This window comes from Sphingopyxis indica, assembly GCF_032879645.1.
Lineage (GTDB): Bacteria > Pseudomonadota > Alphaproteobacteria > Sphingomonadales > Sphingomonadaceae > Sphingopyxis > Sphingopyxis indica.
The window spans coordinates 2,605,331-2,631,295 of sequence record NZ_CP076394.1; the positions used below are offsets into that span (position 1 = coordinate 2,605,331).

General features: G+C 66.5%; 19 protein-coding genes. 6 read left to right on the plus strand and 13 right to left on the minus strand.

Annotated elements, in window-relative coordinates; genetic code table 11:
• Nucleotides 1–11 precede the first annotated feature (11 nt).
• The 3 genes from KNJ79_RS12365 to KNJ79_RS12375 all read right to left on the minus strand — a co-directional run bounded on the left by KNJ79_RS12365 (nt 12) and on the right by KNJ79_RS12375 (nt 5,355).
• Nucleotides 12–2,201, minus strand: coding sequence for a TonB-dependent receptor (locus KNJ79_RS12365; RefSeq protein WP_317151283.1), 2,190 nt, complete (start codon nt 2,199–2,201; stop codon nt 12–14).
• Nucleotides 2,202–2,362: 161 nt separating this feature from the next.
• Entirely contained in the window at nt 2,363–3,370 is a 1,008-nt protein-coding gene (locus KNJ79_RS12370; protein WP_317151284.1) for a dipeptide epimerase, read from the minus strand.
• A complete protein-coding gene (locus KNJ79_RS12375; RefSeq protein WP_317151285.1) occupies nt 3,370–5,355 on the minus strand; it encodes a serine hydrolase domain-containing protein in 1,986 nt (661 codons plus the stop codon). The genes KNJ79_RS12370 and KNJ79_RS12375 overlap by 1 nt, the downstream gene beginning before the upstream one ends.
• A 143-nt stretch (nt 5,356–5,498) precedes the next feature.
• On the opposite strand from KNJ79_RS12375, the gene KNJ79_RS12380 reads away from it, so the two are divergent.
• Entirely contained in the window at nt 5,499–6,122 is a 624-nt protein-coding gene (locus tag KNJ79_RS12380; protein WP_317151286.1) for a helix-turn-helix domain-containing protein, read from the plus strand.
• A 9-nt stretch (nt 6,123–6,131) separates the two neighbouring features.
• Here the strand turns inward: KNJ79_RS12380 and KNJ79_RS12385 are convergent, their stop codons facing one another.
• From KNJ79_RS12385 to KNJ79_RS12400, 4 genes are read right to left on the minus strand one after another with little or no spacing between them, the layout of a single operon-like run.
• Nucleotides 6,132–7,457, minus strand: a complete 1,326-nt coding sequence (locus KNJ79_RS12385) for a mannitol dehydrogenase family protein (protein WP_317151287.1) — start codon at nt 7,455–7,457, stop codon at nt 6,132–6,134.
• Complete coding sequence (gene uxaC, locus KNJ79_RS12390; protein ID WP_317151288.1) at nt 7,454–8,866, minus strand: glucuronate isomerase; 1,413 nt, start codon at nt 8,864–8,866, stop codon at nt 7,454–7,456. The genes KNJ79_RS12385 and uxaC overlap by 4 nt, the downstream gene beginning before the upstream one ends.
• Before the next feature lie 10 nt (nt 8,867–8,876).
• Nucleotides 8,877–10,166, minus strand: coding sequence for an MFS transporter (locus KNJ79_RS12395; RefSeq protein ID WP_317151289.1), 1,290 nt, complete (start codon nt 10,164–10,166; stop codon nt 8,877–8,879).
• 24 nt (nt 10,167–10,190) lie between these two features.
• Nucleotides 10,191–10,952, minus strand: a complete 762-nt coding sequence (locus KNJ79_RS12400) for a 2-keto-4-pentenoate hydratase (protein WP_317151290.1) — start codon at nt 10,950–10,952, stop codon at nt 10,191–10,193.
• Nucleotides 10,953–11,156: 204 nt separating this feature from the next.
• Between KNJ79_RS12400 and KNJ79_RS12405 the strand changes: the two genes are divergently transcribed.
• A complete protein-coding gene (locus KNJ79_RS12405; protein WP_089216430.1) occupies nt 11,157–12,212 on the plus strand; it encodes a LacI family DNA-binding transcriptional regulator in 1,056 nt (351 codons plus the stop codon).
• A gap of 35 nt (nt 12,213–12,247) precedes the next feature.
• Nucleotides 12,248–13,735: a UxaA family hydrolase gene (locus tag KNJ79_RS12410; RefSeq protein ID WP_317151291.1), complete on the plus strand. Its 1,488-nt coding sequence runs from the start codon at nt 12,248–12,250 to the stop codon at nt 13,733–13,735.
• 136 nt (nt 13,736–13,871) lie between these two features.
• On the opposite strand, the gene KNJ79_RS12415 is transcribed toward KNJ79_RS12410, so the two are convergent.
• A complete protein-coding gene (locus KNJ79_RS12415; RefSeq protein WP_317151292.1) occupies nt 13,872–15,479 on the minus strand; it encodes a family 43 glycosylhydrolase in 1,608 nt (535 codons plus the stop codon).
• Between the two features lie 339 nt (nt 15,480–15,818).
• Nucleotides 15,819–18,614 carry a TonB-dependent receptor gene (locus tag KNJ79_RS12420; RefSeq protein ID WP_394357180.1) on the minus strand — a complete coding sequence of 932 codons (2,796 nt, stop codon included), beginning with the start codon at nt 18,612–18,614 and terminating at the stop codon, nt 15,819–15,821.
• A 252-nt stretch (nt 18,615–18,866) separates the two neighbouring features.
• Between KNJ79_RS12420 and KNJ79_RS12425 the strand changes: the two genes are divergently transcribed.
• The 3 genes from KNJ79_RS12425 to KNJ79_RS12435 are packed head-to-tail and all read left to right on the plus strand — an operon-like array spanning nt 18,867 to nt 21,627.
• On the plus strand, nt 18,867–20,246 hold the full coding sequence (locus tag KNJ79_RS12425; protein ID WP_317151294.1) for a pectate lyase family protein: 1,380 nt from the start codon (nt 18,867–18,869) through the stop codon (nt 20,244–20,246).
• Nucleotides 20,243–20,656 (plus strand): cupin domain-containing protein, encoded by a 414-nt coding sequence (locus KNJ79_RS12430; protein ID WP_089216428.1) that lies wholly within the window; start codon nt 20,243–20,245, stop codon nt 20,654–20,656. The genes KNJ79_RS12425 and KNJ79_RS12430 overlap by 4 nt, the downstream gene beginning before the upstream one ends.
• On the plus strand, nt 20,653–21,627 hold the full coding sequence (locus KNJ79_RS12435; RefSeq protein ID WP_317151295.1) for an alpha/beta hydrolase: 975 nt from the start codon (nt 20,653–20,655) through the stop codon (nt 21,625–21,627). The genes KNJ79_RS12430 and KNJ79_RS12435 overlap by 4 nt, the downstream gene beginning before the upstream one ends.
• Nucleotides 21,628–21,733: 106 nt before the next feature.
• Here the strand turns inward: KNJ79_RS12435 and KNJ79_RS12440 are convergent, their stop codons facing one another.
• The 4 genes from KNJ79_RS12440 to kduI all read right to left on the minus strand — a co-directional run bounded on the left by KNJ79_RS12440 (nt 21,734) and on the right by kduI (nt 25,914).
• Nucleotides 21,734–23,179 carry a carboxylesterase/lipase family protein gene (locus KNJ79_RS12440; RefSeq protein ID WP_317151296.1) on the minus strand — a complete coding sequence of 482 codons (1,446 nt, stop codon included), beginning with the start codon at nt 23,177–23,179 and terminating at the stop codon, nt 21,734–21,736.
• Nucleotides 23,166–24,179 (minus strand): sugar kinase, encoded by a 1,014-nt coding sequence (locus KNJ79_RS12445; RefSeq protein WP_317151297.1) that lies wholly within the window; start codon nt 24,177–24,179, stop codon nt 23,166–23,168. Before KNJ79_RS12445 ends, KNJ79_RS12440 begins: the two co-directional genes overlap by 14 nt.
• Before the next feature lie 51 nt (nt 24,180–24,230).
• Entirely contained in the window at nt 24,231–24,983 is a 753-nt protein-coding gene (kduD, locus tag KNJ79_RS12450; protein ID WP_317151298.1) for a 2-dehydro-3-deoxy-D-gluconate 5-dehydrogenase KduD, read from the minus strand.
• Between the two features lie 94 nt (nt 24,984–25,077).
• Nucleotides 25,078–25,914, minus strand: coding sequence for a 5-dehydro-4-deoxy-D-glucuronate isomerase (gene kduI, locus KNJ79_RS12455; protein ID WP_317151299.1), 837 nt, complete (start codon nt 25,912–25,914; stop codon nt 25,078–25,080).
• Nucleotides 25,915–25,965 lie beyond the last annotated feature (51 nt).

Genomic DNA, 25,965 nt, shown 5'->3' on the forward strand with positions numbered 1-25,965 from the left:
CCTTGCGGTCGTCAAAAGGCCATGTCGAGCGCAACGCCGACCGTGCGCGGTTGCAGCGGCGAAATGGCAAGGAAGCTCGGCTGGTTGAGGCCGTCGGCGAGCGTCGTGCGCGCCAGCTCGCCCTTGTTGTCGAGCAGATTGCGCGCATAGGCGCGCACGGTCCAGTGATCGTTGAAGGTCACCGACGCGTTGAGATCGACCGACGTATAGGGCCTGGCGCGCGCCACGAGCGGGTCGCTTTCGACGAGCGAAAGGCGGCTGCTCGCGTGACGGACGCCGGCGCCGAAGCTGCCCTTGCTGCCGCCGCCCAGTTCGAATTCATAGTCGGCGCGCAGCGCACCGCTGAACCTGGGCACCGCGGGCAGGCGATCGCCATCGACGCCGCTGATTTCGGGCACATCCTCGCTGAGCGAAGCGTCGGTGTAGCTGCCCGTCGCGGTCAGGGTCAGCCCCGTCGCCGGACGCAGGGCAACCGTGCCTTCGAAGCCCTTGCTCGTCGCCTTGCCGCCGTTGGCGCCGCCCGACACGCCGCCGAAGGCGCGCGTCACCTGAATGTCGGTCCAGTCCATCCAGAAGCCCGCGACATCGAAAGAGACCATGCCATCGGCAAGGTCGCCCTTGAAGCCGATTTCATAGTTGGTCATGCGGTCGGCATCGACGCTGGGCGGCACATTGGGAACGATGACGTTCGGCCCGCCGGGGCGATAGCCGGTCGCGACGCGGCCATAGAGCATGGCGTGATCGTTGAGATGGACCTGCGGGCTGACCGAGAAGGTCCAGACGCTTTCAGCCGACTTGCCCGGATCGTTCGCGCTCGGCACGATCGCGCCCTCGCTGATCTGGCGGAAGGTCTGTTCGTTGCGCGCCCAACGGAGCCCCGCCGTCAGCTCGAACATCTCATTGAACTTGAAGCTGCCGTTCCCGAAAACGGCATATTCCTTGTAGGTCGCCGGCAGCCCGACGATCGCGAGCGGATCGAGCGGCGCGATGACGTTGCCGTCCATGTCGTAGGAACGAACCAGTTGCGCATTGCTCGTCGTCTCGTCGGTGTAGAAGCCGCCGATCAGCCATTCGAAGCGCCCGCCGCCGGGCGAAGCGAGCCGCACTTCCTGAGTCCACTTCTTGAGCCCCAAATCGAGCGCGAAGGGCGTGATGCCGGGCCCGATCGCGCCGCCGGTGAGCAGCGGGAAGAGCACACCGAACGCATAGCTCGCGTCCTGCACCTGCGCACTCTTCGTCTTGCTGTAGGTCGTCGCCGAGGTCAGCGTCGCGGGACCGAAATCATAGTCGATCGTCGCCGAATAATAGTCGAGATCGAAATCATAGGATTCGGGCACATAATTGTTGAACGAGCGACCGTCGCCGAGACGATTGCCGTCGAGATCGGCCGCATAGAGGCCGTTGCCGTCCGAATCGAGCGATTGCCAGATGCCGGCGAGCTTGACGCTGAGCTGCGGCGTCGGCTCCCACAAAAGCGCGACGCGGCCGCCCCGTTGTTCATAGGAGTTCTGATCGTCGAGATCGGCATTGTTGACGCTGTCGACCCAGCCCGGCGTGCTGCGCCACGCGAAGCTCGCGCTGATCGCGAGTCGATCCTCGACGATCGGCACATTGACCATCGTCTGCGCGCCCCAACCGAGCCCGTCGCCGCCCTTGATCGCAAAGCCTTCGGCGCCGGCCTTCACGCGAAATTCGCGCGTGTCGGGCTGGACGGTAACATATTTGACGAGCCCGCCGATCGAGCTTGCGCCATAGAGGGTGCCTTGCGGTCCTTTCAGCACCTCGATCCGCTGGATGTCATAGGGCATCAGGTCGATCGTGAACTGGCCGGCACGATTATAGATCGCACTCGATCCGACGGGCGCGTCGTCCAGATAGATGCCGACGGTCTGGCTGCCGTTGAGCGGCGCGACGCCGCGCAGCGTGATCGTCGTCTGGCCGGGCGTGCCGGTGTTGCTCGCCTGCATTCCCGGAACATAGCCCGCATAGTCGACAAGCGACGCCGAACCCTGTTCCTGAATATCCTCGCCGCCGACAACGCTGATCGCGATCGGCACGTCCTGGACATTCTGGACGCGCTTCTGGGCGGTCACGACGATTTCGCCCTCGCGCGTGCCGATCGTCGATTCCTGCGCCAGCGCCGGAGCGGCGGCGAGCGCCGCGATCAGGCTGCTTGCAACCAATAATGCTCGCTTCGTCATTGTTCGTCCCCCACTTGGCGGCCGCCGCCATACGCTGCAGCGCCCTTCGCCGGCCGGTCGTCGCCGCAAGGCCGTCGGATCGACCGGCGATCTCAACAAAATTTCATTTTCAAGATTATTGTCCTAATCAGAAAATTGTCAACCGATTTAGGACAAATCATCTACCCGCCCCAGACGCTGTCCGGGCAGTGGATCATCCCCTCGCGATAGGCGACGCCGGGCTGGCGGTCGCGCGCGAGGAAGGTCGGGCCGTCGAGGTCGACGATGTCGCAAAGCTGGCCGACGAGGTAAGAGGGCGCCATCGACAGGCTGGTGCCCATCATATTGCCGACCATGACGTCGAGCCCGAGCCGCCGCGCCTGCCGGGCGATCGCCAGCCCCTCGGTCAGGCCGCCGCACTTGTCGAGCTTGATATTGACGACGTCGAAACGCCCGACGAGCGACGGGGTATCGGCGAGCGACAGTGCGCTTTCGTCCGCGACGAAGGGCAGCGGCCGCTTCATCCCGTCGAGATCGGCCTCGCGCCCGCGCGGCAGCGGCTGTTCGAGCTGCGCGACGCCATGTTCGATCAGCGCCGGCAGCAGGCCGGCGAGCGTCTGTCGGTTGTAACCCTGATTGGCGTCGACCCCGATCCACGCCCGCGGTCGCGCGGCGCGGATCGCAGCGACACGCAATATATCCGCGTCGAGATCGCCGGTCAGCTTGACCTTCACCGGCGCCTGCGGGTCGATCGCCAGCGCGGCGCTGGCCATCGCCTCGGGCGCGTCGGCCCCCAGGGTCAGGGTCGAACGGAGCGCACGCGGCATGTCGAGCCCGGCAAGATCCCAGACCGGACGCCCCGCGCGCTTCGCCTCGAGCTCCCAGAAGGCGCAGTCGAGCGCGTTGCGCGCGCCGCCCGGCGGCAGCAGCGCCTGCAAGTCCTGCCGCGTCGCGCCGCCTTCGATCGCCGCGCGCACGCCTTGCGCCGCGGCGAGCATATGGTCGATGTCGTCGCCGAGATAATAGACCCCCGCCCCTTCGCCGCGCCCCCGATGCTCGCCGTCGGACAGTTCGGCGACGAGCAGCGCGGTTTCGGTGAAGACGTGCCCCGAAATGCGGAACGGCTGGTGGTAGGGAAAGCGCTCGACGCGAAGGTCGAGCGCCAGTGTGTGCTTGCTCTGCGTGGCCATCAGTAAACCATCGAGAAGCCATAGAGGTTGAACGCGATCGTCACCCAGACAAGCACCAGTGCCGACAGCAGCAGCAGCACCGCGCCGAGCTTCATCGTCCAGCGGCGCTTGTCCCGGAAGCAGAGCCACAGGTGCCACGCCGACGTGGCGAGCAGGCCGAAGGCGGCCACCGGCGTCAGGATGCGCAGCAGGATGATGAGCCAGTCGAGCGGACCGCCGACGCTGCCGATGTCGCCCGCGAAGGTCGCGATCAGCAGCGCCCATCCGGCGACCGCGACGATCACCAGCCACGCGAAGAGGCGCGACAGGCGCCAGGCGCGGCGCGCCTGCCCCTCGAGCGCGAACTTCGCCCCGAAGTTGCGGCGCACCAGCGCGCGCACCGGCCAGGCGAGCGCCGCGAGGGCGACGAGGCCGAGCGCGACGAGCAGCGCGGGCATCAGCCATGCGGTATTCGTTCCTGCCGGCGCGGGTTCGAACACCATGAAGGGCGAACCGGCGTCGATGCTCATGCGCACGACGCGCCCGTCCTTCACCTCGGCGGCGAGGCGTTCGCCGGTCGCGCGATCGTACCAGACGAAGGGTTCGACCTCGACCCAGTCGCGCGCGCCGGCGCTGAGGCCGTCGAGCGCCGGCATCGCGATCTTGCCATCCTCGGTCACCACGACCTGCGCCTGGCCGAGCAGGCCGAACAGGCTCATGAAATTGGTGAACGAACCGCGGCTCGACACATAATGCCCAGCCATCATCGCGGCATGGTCGCGCGCGGTCTTTTCGTCGACGCGCTTCGCGGGCACACCCTCGCCGGGCAGGTAGCGGTCGGCGAATTCGTGGAACAGCGCGCTGCGGATCGCGCCCGCCGCACCTTCCTTGCCGGCGCTGTTCACCGAGACGAACAGGCCGATGCCGGCGTCGGGGAAGAGCCACAGATAGGAGTGGAACCATTCGGTGTCGCCGCCATGCGCGATCGCGCGGTGGCCGTTGACCCATTGTTCATAGAAGCCGAGCGCCATGCTGTTGAGCGGGCCGACGCCGGGCGCATGGAAATTATGCATCATCCGTGCGGTTTCGGGCTTGAGCAGGACGCCGCCGTTATTGAGGTGCGCGATCATGAACTTGCCCATTGCATCGCCCGACGCCGACAGCGCGCCCGCGGGTCCGGGAACGACGATCTCGAAGGGCTTCGCCTTGCCGGTCGAGGTCGCATAGCCGCTCGACATATAGGGCTGGAGCGCCTTTGGCAGCGGCTGGCGGAAGCTCGCATATGTCATGCCGAGCGGCGTGAAGATATGCCGGTCGACATAGGAATCGAAGTCCTCGCCGCTGACCCGCTGGACGATATATCCCGCGAGCGCGGTGGCGTAGTTGGAATAGGCCGGGGTGCTGCCGGGCGCGAAGACGCGCTCGGGCAAGGCTTTGCGCGCATAATCCTGTAGCGGCATCACCGCCTTGGGATCGCTGCTGATCAGATAGCGGATCGATTCCTCGAACCCCGGCGTGTGCGTCATGATGTTGCGCAGCGTGATCGGCTTGCCCTCATAGGGCGGGATTTTGAAGTCGAGATATTGGTTGATGTCGGCGTCGAGGTCGAGCTTGCCCGCCTCCACCTGCTGCATCACCGCGGTCCAGGTGAAGAGCTTCGACACCGAACCCGGGCGGAAGAGCGTCGTCGCCGGATCGACGGGCTTGCGCGACGCGACGTCGGCGAAGCCATAGCCCTTTTCCAGCACCACGCCGTCGCCGCGCACGACAGTGACCACCGCGCCCGCGACCTGTCCGCGCGCGAGGGCATAGGGCATGAAGCCGTCGAGCCATGCCTCGACATCCTTGGCGTCCAGAGTAACCGGCGTCGTCGGCGCAGCGGCGCCCGGCAGCACCGGTCCCGCTTCCTGCTTTGCCGGTTTTTGCGGCACCGGCCCTTGCGCCGATGCGAGCGGCAAGGCCGCGAAGGCCGCCAGCCCGACCATCAGCTTGCGAAGAAGACGCATCGCTTCACTCCCCTCTTTGAACGCGGCGCTTCCGAGCTTGCGGCGAGCGGCGCGACCCCTTAACTAGTTACCAATGGATATTGGCCCGATAGGGACATAATGATCCTGATTGGAAAATTGTCAAATATGGAATGGAATTTTTAATGGGGGAGCCCAACAAGCCGCCGACGCTCGGGGCGGTGATGCGCGGCATCCGTGCCCGGAACGACTGGACGCTCAAGGAAATGAGCGCGAAATCGGGCATCCCCGTGTCGACGCTGTCGAAGGTCGAGCACGACCGGTTGACGCTCAGCTACGACAAGCTCCAGCAGCTCAGCCGGCGGCTCAACATCCGCATGGCCGATCTGTTCGCCGAGGGCGAAGAGGAAAGCGTCCCCCGCGTCACCGGACGGCGCAGCATCGGGACGCTCGAGTCGGCGGTGCGCGTGACCACCGACAATTACGACTATCATTATCTGTGTACCGACCTGCGCCAGAAGCGCATGATCCCGATCCTGACACGCATCCGCGCCCACAGCGCGCGCGAGTTCGGCGATCTGGTCCGGCATCAGGGTGAGGAGTTCATCTATGTCCTCGAAGGCCGGATCGAGGTGCATAGCGAATTTTACGACCCCGTGACGCTCGACGCCGGCCAGGGCATCTATCTCGATTCGTCGATGGGGCACGCCTATGTCGTCGCCGAAGGCTGCGACGAAGCGCTGGTGCTCGGCGTCTGTTCGAGCGCCGACGAAGGGCTGATGGATTCGCTGATGAGCCTGCGCGGCTGACGCCGCGCGTTAAGCGGCGGGGGTCCAGTCCGAGCGGACGATCCCCTGCGCGCCGAACAGGCGCTGCGCCGCATCGGGCGCGGCCGCCGCCGCGCGCAGGCGGTCCGCCAGCGGATCGTCGACCGGAAAGCGGCCGCTGCGCAGGAAGTCGATCCACGCCGCGACCGCGCGTTCGAGCGACGGGCAGCGCGCGCCGCGGCGCTGGTGCCACGCGAGCGTTTCGAGCCAGCGCTGGGGGATTTTCTGGCTGCCGTCCATCGCGATCTGGATCAGCCGGTGGTCGAGCGCCGGATTGGCGAAGCGGTCGAGCAGTGCCGCCGCATAGGCGCCAAGGTCCTGCCCCGGCGCGGCGGCGATCGTCGGGGCCGCCTCATCGCGCATCAACCGCTCGATCAGCGGGCGGATCGCGGGATCGGCGATCGCCTGATGCACATAGTCGTGCCCGTTGAGCAGCCCGATATAGGCGAGCGCCGAATGGGCGCCGTTGAGCATCCTCAGCTTCGCGGTTTCATAGGGTGCGACGTCGGCGACAAGCTCGGCGCCGACCGCCTCCCAGCGCGGCCGCGGGCCGGCGAAATCGTCCGCGATCACCCACTGGCTGAACGCCTCGGTCACGACCGCCCCTTCGTCGCGCGCGCCGAGTTCGGCCGCGACCGCGGCGCGGTCGGCGTCGGTGGTCGCGGGAACGATGCGGTCGATCATCGTCGCGGGGCAGCGGCATTCGCTTTCGAACCAGCCCAGCAAATCGGGTTGCTCGGCATCCAGCCAGGCGGAGATCAGGCCGCGCAACACCGCGCCATTGTTCGCCAGATTGTCGCAGCTGAGCAAGGTCAGTCCGGCGAGACCCGCCGCCTTGCGCGCCGCAAACGCCGCGCCGAGATAGCGATAGAGGCTCGCCGGTCCCGCCGCGGCTGCCAGATCGAGCTCCCCGCCCGCGCCGCGCAAATAGCCCTTTTCGGTCACGGTCAGGCTGACGATATGCGTCGTCGGCGCGGCGAGCGCGTCGATCACCGCCCGCGGATTTTCGGGCGCGACCAGCACCCGCTGCACCGCGCCGACGAGGCTGAGCTCGCATCCCGCCGCGCCACGGCTGCTGACGGTGTAGAGCCCGTCCTGCGGGTTGAGCTGTGCCGCCACATCGGGCGAGCGGAGCGACACGCCGACGATCCCCCAATCGCGGTCGCCGCCGGACATCGCCGCGTCGGTATAGACCGCCTGATGCGCGCGGTGAAAGGCGCCGATGCCGAGGTGAACGATACCCGCCGCCTGCGCCGCGCGGTCATAGGCCGGGCGCCGCACGGACGCCGGCAGCGGCGTAGCGGGCGACAGCCTCACAGGCGATACGCCGCCTTGGCGAGATTATAGGCAAGATCGACGGCAAGCTCGGCGGCTTCCTCCTCCTCCAGCCGGTGCTCGGCGACGAGCTGCGCGAGGAAGCCGCAGTCGATCCGCCGCGCGACATCGTGCCGCGCCGGGATCGACAGAAAGGCGCGCGTATCGTCGTTGAAGCCGACCGTGTTGTAGAAGCCCGCCGTCTCGGTCGTCTGCGCGCGAAAGCGCCGCATCCCTTCGGGACTGTCGTGGAACCACCACGCAGGCCCGAGCCTTAGCGCCGGATAATGGCCCGCGAGCGGTGCGAGTTCGCGCGCGTAGCTCGTTTCGTCGAGCGTGAAGACGATGATCGTCAGCCCCGCGTCATTGCCATAGCGCGCGAGCAGCGGCCGCAGCGCGTGGACATAGTCGGTCGCGGTCGGGATGTCGGCGCCCTTGTCGCGCCCATAGCGCGCGAACAGCCACGGATTATGATTGCGGAAGCTGCCGGGATGGATTTGCATGACGAGCCCGTCGTCGACGCTCATCCCCGCCATCACCGTCAGCATATGCGCGCGGAAAAGTTCGGCGTCGGCGGCGCTCACGCCGTCACCGGTAACCCGCGCGAACAGCGCTTCGGCCTCGGCGTGCGACAGGTCGGCCGTCGCCGCGGTCGGGTGGCCGTGATCGGTGGAGGTCGCCCCCATTTCGGCAAAGAAAGCGCGCCGCTCCCGATGCGCGGCGAGATAGCCCGTGTAGCCGAAGGCGTCCTCGCCGGTCAGTTCGGACAGGCGCACCAGATTGTCGCGAAACCCCTCATAGTCGGGATCGACCACCGGGTCGGGACGATAGGCGGTGATCACCCGTCCGCCCCATTCGCCGCTGTCGTTGGCGGCGCGGATCGCGGCGTGATGCGCGAGGTCGTCGAGCGGGCTTTCGGTCGTCGCGATCACCTCGATCCGGTAGCGGTCGAACAGCGCGCGCGGGCGAAAGGCGTCGGTCGCGAGGCTTTCGGTGATCCGGTCATAATAGAGGTCCGACGTCTCGGCGCCGAATTGCACGTCCATCCCGAAGGCTTCGGCGAACACCCAGTCGAGCCACATGCGGCTGGGGGTGCCGCGGAACAGATGATAATTCTGCGCGAACAGCCGCCAGCTTTCGCGCGGGTCGGCCGCCGGGTTGCCGATGCCGAGCGCGTCGAGCGATACGCCCTGCGAATAGAGCATCCGAAAGACATAATGGTCGGGGTGAAGCAGCAGCTCGGCGGCGTTGCCGAAGGGGGCGTCGGTCGCGAACCAGGCCGGATCGGTGTGCCCGTGCGGGCTGACGATCGGCAGGTCCGCGACCAGCGCATAGAGCCGCCGCGCGATGCTCCGCTGCGCCGGATCGGACGGAAACAGCCGGTCGGGATGCAGGGAGAGCGGACGGGGCATGGCAATTTTCCTAGACTTCGACGCGCGCGAGTTTCGGCGATAACAGGTGAACCGCCAGCAATGCGACGAAATAGGCGCTCGCGCAAATCGCAAACAGGATTTGATAATTATTGCTCGTCGTTTCGAGGATGTAACCAGTGAAGAGCGCCATGCTCATCCCCCCGATCGCGCCGAGCGTGCCGCCGATGCCGACCACCGACCCGACCGCACCGCGCGGGAAGATGTCCGACGGCAGCGTGTAGAGATTCGCCGAGAAAGCCTGATGCGCGGCGGTCGCGAGCCCGATGACCAGCACGGCGGTCCACACATTGTCGATATCCTGCGCGAACCACACCGGCACGACGCAGCAGGCGCAGACGAACATCGTGAACTTGCGCGCGAAATTGGGCGTGCGGCCGGCCTTGATCAGCTTTGACGACATCCATCCGCCGGCAATGCTGCCGAGGTCGGAGATCAGATAGATCGCCGCGAGCGGCAGGCCGAAGGTCTTGAGATCCATGTCGTAGCGCTCGAACAGATAGCCGGGCAGCCAGAAGAGGAAGAACCACCAGATCGGGTCGATGAAGAATTTGCCGAGCGCATAGGACCAGGTTTCCTTGACCCCGAGCAGCCGCCCCCAGCCGATCGGCGTTACCGGATCGGCGGGGTCCTGCTGAATCCACGCGCGCTCGCCCGCCGACAGTTTCGGATGCTCGTCGGGGTGGCGATAGAGCGCCCACCACGCGATCAGCCAGAGGATACCGAACAGGCCGGTGACGTAAAAGGCGACCCGCCAGTCGAACATCAGCACGAGGAAGGGCACGAGCAGCGGGGTGACGATCGCACCGACGTTCGCGCCGGCGTTGAACAGGCCGATCGCGAAGGCGCGCTCCTTTTGCGGGAACCAGTCGGTCACCGCACGGATGCCCGCCGGGAAATTGCCCGATTCGCCGATCCCGAGGCCGAAGCGCGCGAGCGCGAACTGGGTGACGCTGGTCGCGAGCCCGTGCGCCATATGGCTGACCGTCCAGATGACGATGGCGACGGTATAGCCGATGCGCGCACCGAACATGTCGACGAAGCGGCCGAAGCCGATATAGCCGACCGCATAGGCGACCTGGAACCAGAAGACGATGGTCGCGAAGTCGGTCTCGGTCCAGCCCATCTCGCTCTGCAGCGTCGGCTTGAGCACCCCGATCATCTGCCGGTCGACGTAATTGATCGCGGTTGCGAGGAAGAGCAGGCCGACGATCAGCCAGCGATAGCGCCCCACATTGGGCACCGGCGCCGCCACCGCTCCCGCTTCGATTGCCTGCGCCATATATCTCTCCCGTTTCTTTATTTCCTAAAGATGCGTCACCGTGCAGGCGACCGCGAACCGGCCGTCGAACAGCGCATCGGCGCGCTGCCCGGCGACGATTTCATGCACGCCGGTGATCGCACCCGCCGAAACCCAGGTCCCCGGCGGTATCGCGACCCCGCGTTCGCGCAAGGTGCGGATCAGGAACAGCGCCGATCCGAACGGACCGTCGAGCATGGTTTCCATCGTCGCCGATCCGACGCGCTCGCCGTCGATCCGGAATTCGACCGGCATGGCCAGCAGGTCGCGGCTTTGCCAGTCGGGGATCGCCGGGCCGAGCACCAGCCCCTTGTTGTTGCCATAGTCCGACGCGGTCACCGCGGGCCCGTGCCGGTTGATTCCGGCAAAGGGCGAGCTTGCGATCTCGATTCCCGTGCGCACCTCGTCGATGCAGTCCTTCACCGTTTCGATGTCGTAGTCACGCGCGCCGACATCGCCGAGACGCAGCAGCACTTCGGCCTCGGCCGCCGCGAAGCCGCCGGCATAGACCCCCATCGCCGGCACCTCGCCCGCCGTCCCGTCCATGATTTCGTCGGTGAAGATCGGCCCCGTCAGCCGGTTTCCGCCAAAGCGGTCGACGAGATCGGGGGCGATCCGCCCGACCTTCCACCCGCCGACGCGGCGGCCGTCGAGGGCGATTGCGGCATCCTGCACCGCATAGGCCTCCGCCATCGTTTGCGGCATCGCGCCGGGATAGTCGGTAAGCGGTGTCATTTCGGCGCGTGCTGCAAGAAACGCGCGTGCCACTTTTTGCTGTTCGTCGGTCGCCCGCATTTTTGTCATTTCCCTCTCTGCCGGCTTGCTGTAAAAGACACCGGTGTCAAAAGCAAGCGATTAGCCTTCGGCGCAGTTGATTTCGCACCGTCGAGCGCGCATCAGATCGAAATGGGGCAGAGATCGGGGCGCCGACGGCGCTTCCGCCGACCGCCTCGCCCACGGAAAGCGGACCAAATGGCGACACGGACGAACGGCAAGAGCGGAAAGCAACCGACGATCAACGATGTCGCAGCGCTGGCGGGCGTGTCGAAAAAGACGGTGAGCCGCGTCATCAACCGCTCCGAATTCATCACCGAAAAGACGCGCAAAGCGGTGCAGCAGGCGATCGAGACGCTGGGCTTCGTTCCCAATCCGCAGGCGCGCGCCCTCGCCTTTCGGCGCAATTTCCTGATTGCGTTGCTCCACGACAACCCGAACCCGCAGATGGTGCTCAATTTCCAGCAGGGCGTGCTCGATGCGATCAAGGACAGCGACCTCGCGATGATCGTCCGCCCGGTCGATCGCGGGTCGGACCGGCTGCTCGACGACATGCGCACCTTCCTCGAAAAGCAGCGGCCGATCGGCGCAATGCTGCTGCCACCGATTTCGGAGAATGACGAGCTGGCTGCGCTCTGCGACGAACTCGGCGTGCGTTATGTCCGCATCGGGTCGGCGCTGCTCGACGATGCCCGACATTGCGTGTCTTCGAACGATCGCGAAGTCGTGGCCGAAGCGGTGGGCAAGCTGATCGACCTCGGCCATCGCCGCATCGGTTTCGTTCGCGGCCCCGCCGGCTTCCGCTCGGCCGCCGAGCGCGAGAAGGGCTTTCACGAAGCGCTCGCCCAAGCGGGGCTGTCGCTGGCCGACGAGAATTTCGCCGCGGGCAATTACCGCTTCGCGACGGGCGTCGAGGCGGGCAGGAAAATCCTGTCGCAGCCCGCGCCGCCGACCGCGATCTTCTGCTCGAACGACGAGATGGCGGCGGGCGTGATCAGCGTCGCGCACGACAAGGGGATCCGCGTGCCCGGCGATCTGTCGATCATCGGCTTCGACGATTCGCCGACCGCGACGCATATCTGGCCGGCGCTGAGCACCGTGCGCTGGCCGATCCGCGAGATGGGAATGCGCGCGGCGCGCACGCTGGTCGCCGAATTTCTGGGGCCGGAGGCAAAGATCGCCGAAAGCGACAGCCCGGTGCTGCCGTCGACCTTCATCGAACGCCAGTCGGTTGCGGCGCCCGCCAGGAACTAGAACGTTGCCTCCGCGCGCATATGGGACAAGCAGCAATGATACCGGTAACCTCCCTTCGCACCCACCCCGCCGACACGGTTGCGACGGCGCTCGTCGACCTGGACGCGGGGGCTTTCATATCCGTCGATGGCGCGTCGGTGCGGCTGGTCGAAGCGGTGGCGCGCGGGCACAAGGTGGCGCTGGCGCCGATCGCGAAGGGCGAGGCGGTGATCAAATACGGCTTTCCGATCGGCGTCGCGACCGCGCCGATTGCGGCGGGCGCGCATGTTCACAGCCATAATCTGGCGACCGCGCTGAGCGGATCGGGCGAGTATCGCTATGCGCCCGCAGGCGCCGCCGAAGCGCGCGCTGTCGCCCCCCGCAGCTTCCGCGGCTATGCCCGCGCCGACGGCCGGGCCGGGACGCGCAACGAAATCTGGATTCTCCCGACCGTCGGCTGCGTCGGCAATCTCGCCGCGCGCGTCGCGCGGATCGCCGGCGCGCGCCATGCCGGCCGCGTCGATGGCATCCATGCGTTCAAGCATCCGTTCGGCTGCTCGCAGCTCGGCGACGACCTGGGCCATACGCGCGGGCTGCTCGCCGCGCTCGCGCAGCATCCCAACGCCGGCGGGGTGCTGATCGTCGGTTTGGGGTGCGAGAGCAACCAGCTCGATGCGCTGATCGCTGACATCCCGCCCGAACGCCGCGCCTCCATTCGCACGCTTTCGGCGCAGGCGGTCGCGGACGACGAGGCGGCGTGCCTCGCGCTGGTCGACGAACTGGTCGAGGGCGCCGCCGCGGTCCGGCGCAGCGACATGCCCTTGTCGGCGCTGACGCTCGGCGTCAAATGCGGCGGGTCCGACGGGCTTTCGGGGCTGACCGCCAATCCGCTCGTCGGGCGCATGGCCGACGCGGTCGCAGGCGCTGGCGGCAAGGTGATCCTTACCGAAATCCCCGAGATTTTCGGGGCCGAGCAATTGCTGATGGACCGTGCCGCCTCGCGCGAGGTCTTCGACGAAACGGTCGCGCTGGTGCGCGATTTCAAGGACTATTTCCTCCGCCACGGCGAGCCGGTGAGCGAGAACCCCTCGCCCGGCAATATCGCGGGCGGGATCACGACGCTCGAGGAAAAATCGCTCGGCGCGGTGCAAAAGGGCGGGCAGGTGCCGCTGGCCGACGTCCGGCGCTATGGCGGCGAGGCGGCGCGGCCGGGGCTGACGCTGCTCGAGGCGCCGGGGAATGATGCGGTGTCCTCGACAGCGCTCACCGCGGCGGGGGCGACGATCATCCTGTTCACGACGGGCCGCGGAACGCCGCTCGGCTTTCCCGCGCCAACACTCAAGATCGCGTCGAACAGCGCGCTTGCGGAGCGAAAGGCGGGGTGGATCGACTTCGATGCGGGGCGGGTGCTCGAGGATGGCTTCGACGCCGCATCGGACGCGCTGCTCGACCTGATCGTCGCGGCCGCTTCGGGCGAGGAAACGAAGGCGGAACTGAATGAAGAGCGCGATATCGCGATCTGGAAATCGGGTGTGACGCTTTAAGGGTAGCCATCGCGAAAGATTGTGTGTCCCCGCGAAGGCGGGGACCCATCTCCGGTGGGCGCAAAATGGAGCGGCCGGGAGATGGGCTCCCGCCTTCGCGGGAGCACACGGTCTGTTCGGCAAAGATGATCGCGCTTTAATCGAGCGCGCGGAAGGTGAAGTTCGAGAAGCGCGCCTCCCCTTCCCCCGCCGAATAGAGGCCGGGGCGCAGCATCAGGAAGCCGCCGCGGACATTGTGGTGGTATCCCGACACCTCCATGCCGCGGTCGAAGCGGGTCCAGGTCCTGCCGCCGTCGCCGCTGGTGTCGAAGGTCACGATGTGCCGGTCGTTGGTCACGCGCATCCGCATCCGCGCCCCATGCGGATTGGCGGGCCGCGCGCGCTCGATCCCATATTGATGCGTGACGAAGCGCTCCGCGTCGAAGCCGAGGCCGCAATAGAGCTTGTCGTCATAGAAGAGGATCAGTCCCGCGGTCCCGCCCGGCGCGATCTCGACATCGCATTCGAAGCGATAGGCCTGATCGCCCGCGATCAGCAGCAGCGGCGAACTGTCGGCGGGCGCGGTCCCGCGCGCCGCGAGCAGCAGCGCGCCATCCTCGACGCGCGCGCGGTCGCGCTCATCGGGTGCGGGGCGGAAGAAATTCCACTTCGCGCCGAGCGCGAGCGCGCTGAAATCGTCCGACAGCGCCATGCCGTGCGGCCCGGCCGCGCCCCCCGCCGGCTTGGCGATCGGCTGCGACAGATCGCCGCCTTTCATGCGGAACCAGCCGTCGGCGGTCCACTCGACCGGATCGAGCAAGGTCTGCCGCCCCAGCGTCCAATAGCCGTTCTCATAACCGTGATAGACGCTCCACCAGTCGTCCGCCGGTCCCTCGACGAGCGTCGCATGGCCGCGCGACCACCATTTTTCGTCCTGCGACACGGTGCGGACGATCGGGTTGTGCGGACAATTTTCCCACGGGCCGTGGATCGAGCGTGCGCGCGCGGCGATCACCATATGCCCGGTTGGCGGGCCTGCGGTGCCGCCGACCGCGGTGACGAGATAATAATAGCCGCCGTGCCGCACGATCTTCGGCCCCTCGGGCGAGAAGCCTTCGACCACCCAGTCGGCGGGATAGTGCCAGGGATCATAGACATGCTCGGGCTCGCCGATCCGCGACAAGCCGTCGTCCGACAGCCGCACGCGGTCGCCGCCCGACAGGAAGAGCCAGCGCGATCCGTCCTCGCCGACCGCATGGCCGGGGTCGATATGGTGCGGCAGGTCGAGGTCGATCGGCTCGCTCCACGGCCCCTCGATCCGGTCGGCCCAGATCACCCAGCTCGTGTTCGGCCCCTTGGTCGGGATGTAGAGGAAATAGCGCCCATCATGCTTGCACAATTCGGGCGCCCAGACCGCGCCGATATTCTTGCGTAACGCAGGGCCGACGGGGCGCCAGTTCACCAGGTCGCGCGAATGCCAGATGACCAGACCCGGATAGCTGTCGAAGGTCGAGAAGGTCATATAATAATCGCGCCCGTCCTTGAGGATCGACGGGTCGGGATGGTCGCCGGCCATGATCGGGTTCAAATAACGGCCATCGCCGAGATCGGCCTTGCGCTGGCCGTCGAGCCCGCGGCCCCAGCGCAGCGGCTCCGGGATCGTGCAACCGGCGCCGGGTTCGCCCGCGCGCGCCGAGGCGGCGGGAATGCCCGAGGTCAGCAGCCCGGCACCGGCCAGTTTGAGCATGTCGCGGCGACCGGTCATGTTTTCCTCCATCGCTTGAAAAATCGGCGATCATATCATTTGCGAACCCGGACCAATGGCGGCTTTGGGGTGGGGAGCGGACGGTCCTCCCCCCTTGGGGGAGGGGGACCGCCGCAAAGCGGCGGTGAAGGGGCACAGGCGGTTTACCTTTCCCTCTTTGAACGCAGCGTAAGCCGAGGGTGCCCCTCCACCATGCTTCGCATGGTCCCCCTCCCCGTGCCGGGGAGGACCCTTATGACCGCTCCCGCCCGAAAGCGGATGCGCTTGCAAACGATCCAAAAATCAGCCCGGTCTTCGGGGTCGAAGACCGGGCCATGAGGGGGGACTGCCCCAGGGAGATCAGATTTTGAACCGCGCCCCGAACAGGAAGGTGCGGCCATAATGGTTGTTCTCGTAATTGCGGTTCGCCTCGAGGTCGGTGAAGCGATAGCGATAATCGTCGGTCAGGTTCGTGCCCTCGATCGACAGTTCGATATTGTCGGTCAGCGCATAGCGGATCGACGCATCGACGTTGAACGAGCTGCCATAGCCTTCGAACACATTGCTGTTGCCGCTGGTGCTGTCGTTATATCCGGCGCGCCATGCCGCCGAAGCACGGACCGAGAATTTGCCGTCGTCATAATAGACGGTCGCATTCCACGCGCGCTTGGCGACGCCGAGCAGCGGCTGGACATAATCGCCGTTCGGCTGCGCCACCAGATCATTCTCGTCGGGATCGTAGACCAGCGGTCCGCGGATGCTGTAATCGACGTCGCTGTCGACGAAGGTCGCATTGCCGAGCACGCCGAAATGGCGCAGCGAGTCCGAAAAGACCGAGAAGGGCAGCTGCAGCGCCAGTTCGATGCCCTTCAGGCTCGCGCCGGGGCCGTTGCCGGTGGTGCGGAACTCAAACTCGCGGTCGGGGTCCTCGCCGAGCACCACGGCATCATAGGCGGGGGTGCCGGGTGTCAGCAGCGACAGCGGCAGACCGCTGTCGGCATAGGTGCCCTGGAGCGAGGTCGAGATCGGGAAGCTGACGATATCCTTTGCGAACAGCGCGACCGACGCGATCGCTCCCGGCGCGAAATACCATTCGGCCGCAAGGTCGTAGGTCGTCGCGCGATAGGGATCGAGGAAGGGATTGCCCGAACTGATGCGGAAGTTGAACTGATCGACCGACCCGCCGGGCGTCAGGCTGCCTAGCGTCGGACGGGTCATCACCTTTGCGATCGCACCGCGCAGGATAATATTGTCGGTCGGATGCAGGTTCAGGTTGAACGACGGCAGCCAGTCTTCATAGCTGCGATCGACGGTCACGAACGACCCGCTGTTGAACCCCGACGAGCTCTGGTCGGTCCTGGCGAAGCGGATGCCGGCGTTGCCGGTGACGCGCATACCGAACAGCTCGGTTTCGATCTCGGTCATCAGCCAGCCGCCATAGGTCTTTTCGGTGACCGCGCGCTGCTCGCCTTCCTGAAGCACCGCAGGGCGGCCATAAAGGTCGATCAGCGCGGTTCCCGCGTCGAGGTCGGGCACGACCCAGGCATTGGTGTTGCCCGACGGCTGGCCCGCCTTGCCGAGTTCGAAGATGTCGGCGATGTCCGAGGTGACCGGCAGGCCGTTGGTTCCCGGCGCGCACTCGAACGCCGCGCAATAGGTGCTGTCGCGGCGATAGCCGACGGTATCGAAGTCGAACTGGCGGAAGAAGCCGCCGCCGAGCAGGTTGAAGCCGTCGGCGACATCCCAGTCGAAATCGCCCGACACCGTCTTGAACTTGTTGGTCAGGCTCGACGGACGGTCGCGGAATTCGGCAAATTCGAACGCCGTCGGATCGTCGATTCCCGCACCGAAGCTGAGGAGCGGCGATTTCATGTCCGAATAGTCGTAATGATAGCCGGTCGCGTCGGTGTCGTCGAAGGCCAGCGTCGTTTCGACCGGAATATCGGCCTTCGACTTCGAAAAGCCGCCGAGCAGGCCGAGCTTGAAAGTATCGGTCAGCCGCTGTTCGAGCCGCGCCGAAACCTGATAGAATTTGGTTTCGCTCTGGCGCGAATAGCGTTCGGTACGGACATAGGCATTGTCGAGATCGGCCGAGATCAGATTATTGTCGCCGTCGATCGTATAGTTCGACACATCGACGCCGGATTCGTTGCTGCGCAACAGCACTTCGCCCCAATATTCGTCGCGCGTTTCCTTGAACTGCGAATAAAGGCCGTCGATCGAGATTTTGGTGTTCTCGGTCGGTTCGAACTGAATCGAAGCGGTCGCGCCGAGCCTTTCGCGATCGTGGCGGACCAGACCATAGCGCGGGATGCGCGGGTGGAAGGCTTCGGCGACCGCAATGCATTCTTCGGACGGGTCATCGACGAAATCCGACCCGTCCAGACAGGTCACGCCATCGACGCTGCGGAACGGCGCCTGCGCCCAGCGCACGCTGTTGTTGCCAAGCTCGTCGGTCGTATATTCGGACCAGGCGACCGAGGCCGACACGCCGAATGTCTTGTCGGCATTGGTCCAGGCGACGAGCCCGGCAAGCCGCGGATCGACGTCCTTGGTCAGATCATTATAGCGCCCCTGCACCGACGCGACGGCGGTGAGCCCTTCCTTGCCGCCCAGCGGATTGCCGGTGTTGAGATCGACGACGGCGCCGAGCGAGCCTTCGTCGAGCGACGCCGACGCGGTCTTGTGGACGACGAGCGAGGTGAAGAGTTCGGAGGCAAAGACGTTGAAGTCGAATGCGCGGTCGCGGTTCGCCGATGCGCCGTCGGTCGAGGTGGCAAGCGTTTCCATGCCGTTCAGGCGAACGCGGGTGAACTGCGCGCCGAGGCCGCGGACGGTGATCGCGCGGCCTTCGCCGGCGTCGCGCTGGATCGAGATGCCGGGGATACGCTGCAGCGATTCGGCGAGGTTCTGATCGGGGAATTTGGCGATGTCCTCGGCAACGATCACGTCGACTGCGCCGATCGAATCGCGCTTCTGGTCGAGCGCCTTGTCGAGCGAGGCGCGGAAGCCGGTAACAACGATCTCGTCAGCGCTCACCGCGCCTTCATCGACCGCTTGCGCATAAGCCGGCGCCGCCGCCATCGCGACGAGCGACGCGCCGCACGCCAGCCTGATCCCGGCGCGAACGCCCCATGCGTGTGAAATAGCCATCATCATCCTCCCTTTTCGCAGCGCTTCCCCGCTCCTGGCAAGGAATGACACCGGTTACTTTGCTGGACGAACCGATATGAGCCATGGGGCTCGTCCAAAATGTCAGAGAGTTCGCGAGGAAGGCCGTCGGTTCAGCGACGGTCCGGGGCGCCCTCTCCCCCAATTCTTGTCTCGGCCGGTTTTGGTAACCGGTGTCAAAAGTGATTGAAGGATTGCGGCCTCTATGTCAAGACCCCTTTCGCAAGGAGAGTGAACATGCCCAAAATGCTATGGATTTCTGCCCTGATTCTCGCGGCTTCGTTGCCCGCGACTCCCGCCGCGGCGGCCGCGCCCGAGCTACTCGCCTTCCCCGGCGCGGTCGGATCGGCAGCGACGACTCCGGGCGGACGCGGGGGCAGGATCATCCGCGTGACGACGCTCGCTCCCGACGGTCCGGGCTCGTTGAAGGCGGCGATCGAGGCGAAAGGTCCGCGCATCATCGTGTTCGAAGTCGGCGGGGTCATCGACATGGGCCGCACCACGCTGACGATCACCGAGCCTTATCTGACGATCGCCGGCCAGACGGCGCCGGGTCCGGGCATCACACTGATCCGCACCGGAATCGACGTGAAGACGCACGATGTCGTGATGCGCCACCTGCGCGTCTATACCGGGGTCGACGGCCAGCCGAAGCGCAGCGGCTGGGAAGCCGACGCTTTCTCGACCGTCGCAGCGCATGACGTGATCGTCGACCATTGCACTTTTTTGTGGGCGATCGACGAGAATATGTCGGCGTCGGGGCCGCGCTTCGCGGGCAAGGATGTGACCGAATGGCGCCGGAACACGAGCCACGACATCACTTTCTCGAACAATCTCGCCGCCGAGGGACTCGCCGACGCGAGCCATCCGAAGGGCGAGCATAGCAAGGGCTCGCTCGTCCACGACAATACGACCGGCATCCTCTTCTACCGCAACATCTGGGCGCATAATGTCGAGCGCAGCCCGCTGGTGAAGGGCGGCGCGCAGGCAGCGCTGGTCAACAATCTGATTTATGACCCGCAGCACCGCGCGGTCCATTATAATCTGATGAACCTCGAATGGGTCGGCCATCCCTATGTCACGGGGCAGATCACCGCGGTCGGCAACGTCTTTCGCGGCGGCAACGACACCGACGAGGGGCTGCCCTTCCTGATGCTCGGCGGCGATGGCGACCTTCAATATTATGGCAAGGACAATATCGCGGTCGACCGGCACGGCAACGCGCTGCCCGAATTCGGGCGCTATGGCGAGACCCGCGCGCAGCTGATCCGCGCCGAGGCGCCGCTCGCCTCGCTCGACGGCCTGCAGATCCTGCCGTCGCGCGACGTCGAAACCTCGGTGCTCGCGACCGCCGGCGCCCGTCCCTGGGCGCGCGACGCCGAGGAGATTCGTATCCTCTTCTTCATCGCCGAGGGACGCGGCGACATCATCGACGATGAGAAGGAAGTCAGCGCCTATCCGAAGGTCGAGGCTCCGGTGCGCGCGCCCTTCGTCGAGAGCGAGTGGGATCTGGCAACGATGGAACCCAGATCGGGCCGCTATCCCGGCCAGACTGCACCGATGCCGCAGGAGCATCTGTCGGCGCGCGACCGCGATTCGCGCGGGGGCGTGAAATGAGCGCGCTCGTCGCCGCGCTGCTGCTCGCGGGCGCCGGGGCCGCGCCGCCGATGGTGGTGATCGACGAGGCCGACACGGTGCGCGAAGAGCCGCCGCCGCACGGCGCGATCGGCCTATCGACCGCGTGGCGGATCAGCGACAGCGTCCCCGCGCCGCGCAGCTTCGAATTTCGCAAGCGCGCGCTGCACGTCGGGGCGGAGATCGGTGTGCATCCCATCGCACACGACGAAATCTATTATGTCGTCTCGGGCACCGGCATCGTCCATTCGGACGGCGAGGAAAAGGCGCTGACGCCCGGCATGGCGGCGTGGCTCTATACGGGCGCGAAGGTCGGTATTCGCCAGACGGGAAGCGAGCCGCTGGTGCTGATCATCGCCTATCCCAACCCGCCGCAGGAGGAGCAGCCATGACGCTGGACCGCCGCCACCTGCTCGCCGCGGGGTTGGCGCTTCCCCTCGCCGGGCGCGCCGCACAGGCGGCAGTGCCGACCCGCCCCGCCGATGTGGCGCCGGACGCGAGCATCGCGCTGTGGCCCGAGGGTCATCTCGCCGTCCCGCCCGGCCTCGTCGAGCGCGTCGTCCAGCGCAGCGACGATGCACAGGCGAGCGACCGGATGCTCGAGCATATCACCCGGCCGCGGCTCGACATCTTCCGGCCGGCAAAACCTAATGGCGCGGCGGTCGTCCTCGCCCCCGGCGGCGGCTATCGCTATGTGGTGATCGACAAGGAGGGCTATGAGCTTGCGCGCTGGCTGGCGGCGCGCGGGGTCACCGCCTATGTCCTCTTCTATCGCTTGCCCGGCGACGGCTGGGCGGACCGCGCCGACGTGCCGCTCGCCGACGCGCAGCGCGCGATGCGGCTGGTACGCAGCCGGGCGGCGGTCGATGGCATCGACCCGGAGCGCGTCGCTTTCGGTGGCTTTTCAGCGGGCGGCCATGTCGCGACGAGCCTGCTCACGCGGTTCGATGCGCAGGTTTACGCCCCCGTCGACGCCGCCGATACGCTTTCGGCGCGTCCCGATGCGCTTGCCGGCATCTATCCGGTGGTGTCGATGGACGCCGCGATCGCTCACCCCGGAAGCCGCGGCAATCTGCTCGGCCCCGAACCGAGCGCCGCGGCCGAAGCGCTGCATTCGCCCGAACGGCGGGTGCGCCGGGACATGCCGCCGCTCTGGCTGCTCCATGCCGAAGACGACAGCGTCGTGCCGGTCGCGAACAGCGTCCGGCTGCGCGCGGCGGCGCGTGCGATCGGCAACCCGTGCGAGTGCCATTTCTTCGAGCGCGGCGAACATGGGTTCGGGTTGATGAAGGCGGCGGGCCTGCCGGTCGCGATCTGGCCCGAGCTGCTGTGGAACTGGCTCGATTCCCACCAAATCGTTTAAACTCTCGTCATTGCGAGGAGCCGAAGGCGACGCGGCAATCCAGGGACGGCACAAACCCGCTCTGGATTGCTTCCCCCGGCTTTCGCCGGGGTCGCAATGACGCGCTTCAGGTCCCCGGCTGGATATAGGGCACCCGCGCGAACAGCTCGCGCTCCCAGCGGCGCGGGTCGCTCGCCACGCGGCTTTGCGTATCGAAGATCATCGTCTCGCGCCGCTCCAGCGTATAGGCGGGCCACCCCGGATCGCCGGTGCGTGCGAAGCGGACATAGGCGTCCATCACGGTATCGCTCATCGCGCGCTGCGCCGGAGTGGAATCGGGCATCGTGCCGAAGCTGAGGCCGATGTCGTCGGTGTGCTTCGCCTGTTCGAAATCGAGCTGATAGACGAAGGCGGGCGCGCCGGCGCGGGCGCGTGCCTCGGCCTCCTCCACCTGCCCGCGCCAGCTGCGCGCGGCGGTGACGATGCGGTGGAACAGCTCGAGCGGCGGGACGTCGGGATAGCGCGCGCGGAACTCGGCGACGACCCATTCGGGATGGATGTCGATCCGCATCTCGGGCGCGATCCGCGCCGCCAGATTGCCGAAATCGAGCCCCGCGAGCGCCTTGCCATCGGGGGCGTAGAAAGCACGCGTCTCCATCACCGTATTGCCGAGCATCATCGGGATGCCGAGCGACTGCGGCGCGGCGTCGGGCCAGAAGGGGTGCCGCGTCAGATGCACCATGTCGAGCACCGGTCCCATATAGACACCGCCGCCGAGGTAGGGATCGGGGGCGGACAGCGCGGCGATCAGCCGCTCGACGGGTGCAGTCGCGGGATCGACGCCGTCGCCGAGCTGCGCGAGGAACGCCTCGGCGCGCGCGGTCGCGTGGAGCGGCCCCGAGGCGGTAACCTGTTGGCCGCTCATCGTGATCGCCTTGTGGAATAGCCCCTTTGCCTCCGGCATCGCCATCAAGGTCGCGATCTTCGCGCCGCCGCCCGACTGGCCGAAGACGGTGACATTGCCGGGATCACCGCCGAAGGCCGCGATATGCCGTTGAACCCATTGCAACGCCGCGATCAGGTCGAGCTGCCCGGCGTTGCCGCTGTCCGGAAAGCGCGGGTCGAGGCGTGCGAGATAGAGGTAGCCGAGCGCGTTGAGCCGGTGGTTCACCGTGACCACGACGACATCGCCGCGCACCGCCAGATGCGCGCCGTCGTTGACCGGATCGGTGACACTGCCCGCCGAATAGGCGCCGCCGTGGATATAGACCATCACCGGGCGCGGTTCGGCGGCCTCGGCGGGCGCCCATATGTTCAGATAGAGACAATCCTCCGACTGCGGCCGGTAGCGGTCGCCGCGCTGCGGACAGACGGGACCGAAGCGGCCGCCGGGGCCCGGCATCGCGTCGTCCGCCGCCATCGCCGGCGCCTGAAAGCGGGTGGCGGTGGCGTAGCGTATGCCCTTCCACGCCTTCACCGGCCGCTCGGCGCCCTGGGCCCACAAAGGGGCTGCGGCGAGCGCGAGACCGCCGGCGAGGACGGTGCGGCGGCCGATCGCGTCAGCGCCGGACATCGAGCCCGCCGCCGTGAAAGGCGTCGATGTCGGCCCGGGTAAAGCGGCTCGCGTCGCCCGGCAGCGAATGTTTGAGGCAGGTGAGCGCGAGGCCCGTTTCGGCCATCGCGCGCGCATCGCCGCCCGCGAGATGCGCGTGGAGCACCCCCGCAGCAAAGGCGTCGCCCGCGCCGATCCGATCGACGATGCCGGTGACGTCGACCTCGCCGGTCTGGTGACCGCGCTCGCGCAGATCGACCCGCGCCGCTATGCGATGATGGTCGGCGGTCAGCGTATGGCGCGCCGTCGATGCGATCAGCTGGAGCTGGGGAAAGGCCGCGAAGCCGGCTTCGGCGGCTTCGCGGCGCCGGTCTTCGCCGTCGCCGCTGAACGTCTGTCCAAGCACAAGCGACAGGTCGCGGTGGTTGCCGAACAGGATGTCGGCGAGGCCGATCAGCCCGGACAGCACGGCGCGCGGGTCGCTGTCCCATGCCTCCCACAGCATCGCCCGGTAATTGCCGTCGAAACTGACTGGGACGCCAAGCCGCTTTGCCGCACGGGCCGCGGCGAGCGCCGCTTCGGCCGAGCGCAGCCCGAGCGCCGGGGTGATTCCCGAAAGATGCAACAGCCGCGCACCGGCGAGCAGGGAGTCGAAGTCATAGTCGCCGGGGCCTGTCGCCGCGAAGCTCGATCCCGCGCGGTCATAGACGATCTCCGACGCGCGCAGTCCGGCGCCGACGCTGAGGAAATACAGCCCCATGCGCCCCGGCCCGGTCGTGACGGCGGCGCAGTCGACGCCCGCGCCGCGCACCGCCGCCACTGCGCCGCGACCCAGCGCATTGTCCGGAACCTTGCTCACCATCGCGCAGTCGTGCCCCAGATGCGCGAGCCCGACCGCGACATTGGCCTCGGCGCCGCCGACGTGCAGCTTGAGCGATGGCGACTGCATCAGCAATTCATTGCCCGGCGCGGTCAGCCGGATCAGCAGTTCGCCGAAGAAAACCAGTCTGCCTTGCGCCATCCCCGCCTCCGTTCGCCCGCGACCGCAAGCTTCTTTTCCACTGTCTCGATGCTAACGCGCCAGCCAGCCGCCGTCGACGGCGAGAATATGCCCCTGCACATAGTCCGACGCCTGCGAGGCCAGAAAGACCGCAGCGCCGCCGATGTCTGCCGGGTCGCCCCAGCGGCCTGCCGGGATGCGTTCCATGATCTGCCGGTTGCGCGTCTCGTCGGCCTGCAGCGCGGCGGTGTTGTTCGTCGCGATATAGCCGGGCGCGATCGCGTTGACCTGCACCCCCTTCGCCGCCCATTCGTTCGCGAGCAGCTTGGTGAGCCCGCCGACCCCCGATTTCGACGCGGTATAGCTGGGCACGCGGATGCCGCCCTGAAAGGTCAGCATCGAGGCGATGTTGATGATCTTGCCCGAACCCCGTTCGATCATATGGCGGCCGACCGCCTGGCAGAGAAAGAAGAGCGTCTTCAAATTGGTGTCGATCACCGCGTCCCAATCGTCCTCGGTGAAATCGACCGCATCGGCGCGGCGGATGATACCGGCGTTGTTGACCAGGATGTCGATGCGCCCGAAGCGGCCGAGCACCGCATCGACGAGCGGCTGGACCGCGGCAACGCTCGACAGGTCGGCGGCGAAATTTTCGGCCTTGCGCCCGAGCGCGCGCGCCTTCTCCACCGTCTCGGTCGCGGGCGAGCGGCCCGCGGCGGCGATGTCGGCGCCCGCCTCGGCAAGCGCGAGCGCGATTCCCTGCCCGATGCCGGTGTTGGCGCCGGTGACCAGCGCGACTTTTCCTGTGAGGTCGAACAATTGCATCCTCTCCACTCCCTCGTCATGCCGGACTTGCTCCGGCATCCATGTCTTCGGCGCCGCCTGGACCCCGGATCAAGTCCGGGGTGACGAGGGAAGGTTATTTCAGCTGGCAGATGTCGAGGACATTCATGTCGGTATAGTCGAGATTCTCGCCGCCCATCGCCCAGATGAAGGCATATTTCTTGGTCCCCGATCCCATGTGGATCGACCAGGGCGGGCTGATTACCGCTTCCTCGTTGGCGATCACGATGTGCCGCATCGAATCGGGTTCGCCCATATAGTGAAAGACGCGGTCGCTTTCTTCGGGCAGGTCGAAATAGAGATAGATTTCGCTGCGCCGGTCGTGGAGATGCGGCGGCATCGTGTTCCATACGCTCCCCTCTTCGAGCACGGTGAGCCCGAGCAGCAGTTGCGCGCTTTCGCAGACGCCGGGGATGACGAGCTGATAGATAGTGCGCTGGTTCGAATTGGCGAGGTCGCCGCGCGCGAGCGGGTTCGCCTGATCGAGCGTGATATGCTTGATCGGGCAGACCTTGTGCGCGGGCAGCGACGCCAGATAGAAGCGCGCACCGTCGCCTTCGAACGCGACATCTTTCGACCCCATCGGAATGTAGAGACATTCCTTGTTCTTCATCTCGAAGCGCCGGCCGTCGACGGTGATCGCCCCGGGGCCGCCGATGTTCACCGCCGCCATCTCGCGCCGCTCGAGAAAAGGATGCCCCGCCGCTGATGCGGGCTCGCTCTGCTCGGGGAGCTTGAGCGCTCCGCCCTTCGGCACCGCGCCGCCGATGACGAAGCGTTCGTTGTGCGAATAGTTGAGGGTGATCTTGCCATCCACGAACATGCCCGAAACGAGATAGCGGTCGCGCAGATCGTCGTTGTCGACGCAGTCCATCATGTCGGGATGGGTGGCGTGATAGGTCTTGGCGAACATGGCATCCTCGCTTTTCGATTGGAATAAGCTGCCTCGATACAGAGCATGGTA

Bases quoted from the DNA above. Each gene is read 5' to 3' on its own strand.
- kduI (WP_317151299.1), bottom strand. From the start codon at position 25,914: ATGTTCGCCAAGACCTATCACGCCACCCATCCCGACATGATGGACTGC.
- KNJ79_RS12445 (WP_317151297.1), bottom strand. From the start codon at position 24,179: ATGGCGCAAGGCAGACTGGTTTTCTTCGGCGAACTGCTGATCCGGCTG.
- KNJ79_RS12440 (WP_317151296.1), bottom strand. From the start codon at position 23,179: ATGTCCGGCGCTGACGCGATCGGCCGCCGCACCGTCCTCGCCGGCGGT.
- KNJ79_RS12435 (WP_317151295.1), top strand. From the start codon at position 20,653: ATGACGCTGGACCGCCGCCACCTGCTCGCCGCGGGGTTGGCGCTTCCC.
- KNJ79_RS12405 (WP_089216430.1), top strand. From the start codon at position 11,157: ATGGCGACACGGACGAACGGCAAGAGCGGAAAGCAACCGACGATCAAC.
- kduD (WP_317151298.1), bottom strand. From the start codon at position 24,983: ATGCAATTGTTCGACCTCACAGGAAAAGTCGCGCTGGTCACCGGCGCC.
- KNJ79_RS12420 (WP_394357180.1), bottom strand. From the start codon at position 18,614: ATGATGGCTATTTCACACGCATGGGGCGTTCGCGCCGGGATCAGGCTG.
- KNJ79_RS12370 (WP_317151284.1), bottom strand. From the start codon at position 3,370: ATGGCCACGCAGAGCAAGCACACACTGGCGCTCGACCTTCGCGTCGAG.
- KNJ79_RS12380 (WP_317151286.1), top strand. From the start codon at position 5,499: ATGGGGGAGCCCAACAAGCCGCCGACGCTCGGGGCGGTGATGCGCGGC.
- KNJ79_RS12430 (WP_089216428.1), top strand. From the start codon at position 20,243: ATGAGCGCGCTCGTCGCCGCGCTGCTGCTCGCGGGCGCCGGGGCCGCG.
- KNJ79_RS12425 (WP_317151294.1), top strand. From the start codon at position 18,867: ATGCCCAAAATGCTATGGATTTCTGCCCTGATTCTCGCGGCTTCGTTG.
- KNJ79_RS12375 (WP_317151285.1), bottom strand. From the start codon at position 5,355: ATGCGTCTTCTTCGCAAGCTGATGGTCGGGCTGGCGGCCTTCGCGGCC.
- KNJ79_RS12410 (WP_317151291.1), top strand. From the start codon at position 12,248: ATGATACCGGTAACCTCCCTTCGCACCCACCCCGCCGACACGGTTGCG.
- KNJ79_RS12365 (WP_317151283.1), bottom strand. From the start codon at position 2,201: ATGACGAAGCGAGCATTATTGGTTGCAAGCAGCCTGATCGCGGCGCTC.
- KNJ79_RS12395 (WP_317151289.1), bottom strand. From the start codon at position 10,166: ATGGCGCAGGCAATCGAAGCGGGAGCGGTGGCGGCGCCGGTGCCCAAT.
- uxaC (WP_317151288.1), bottom strand. From the start codon at position 8,866: ATGCCCCGTCCGCTCTCCCTGCATCCCGACCGGCTGTTTCCGTCCGAT.
- KNJ79_RS12415 (WP_317151292.1), bottom strand. From the start codon at position 15,479: ATGACCGGTCGCCGCGACATGCTCAAACTGGCCGGTGCCGGGCTGCTG.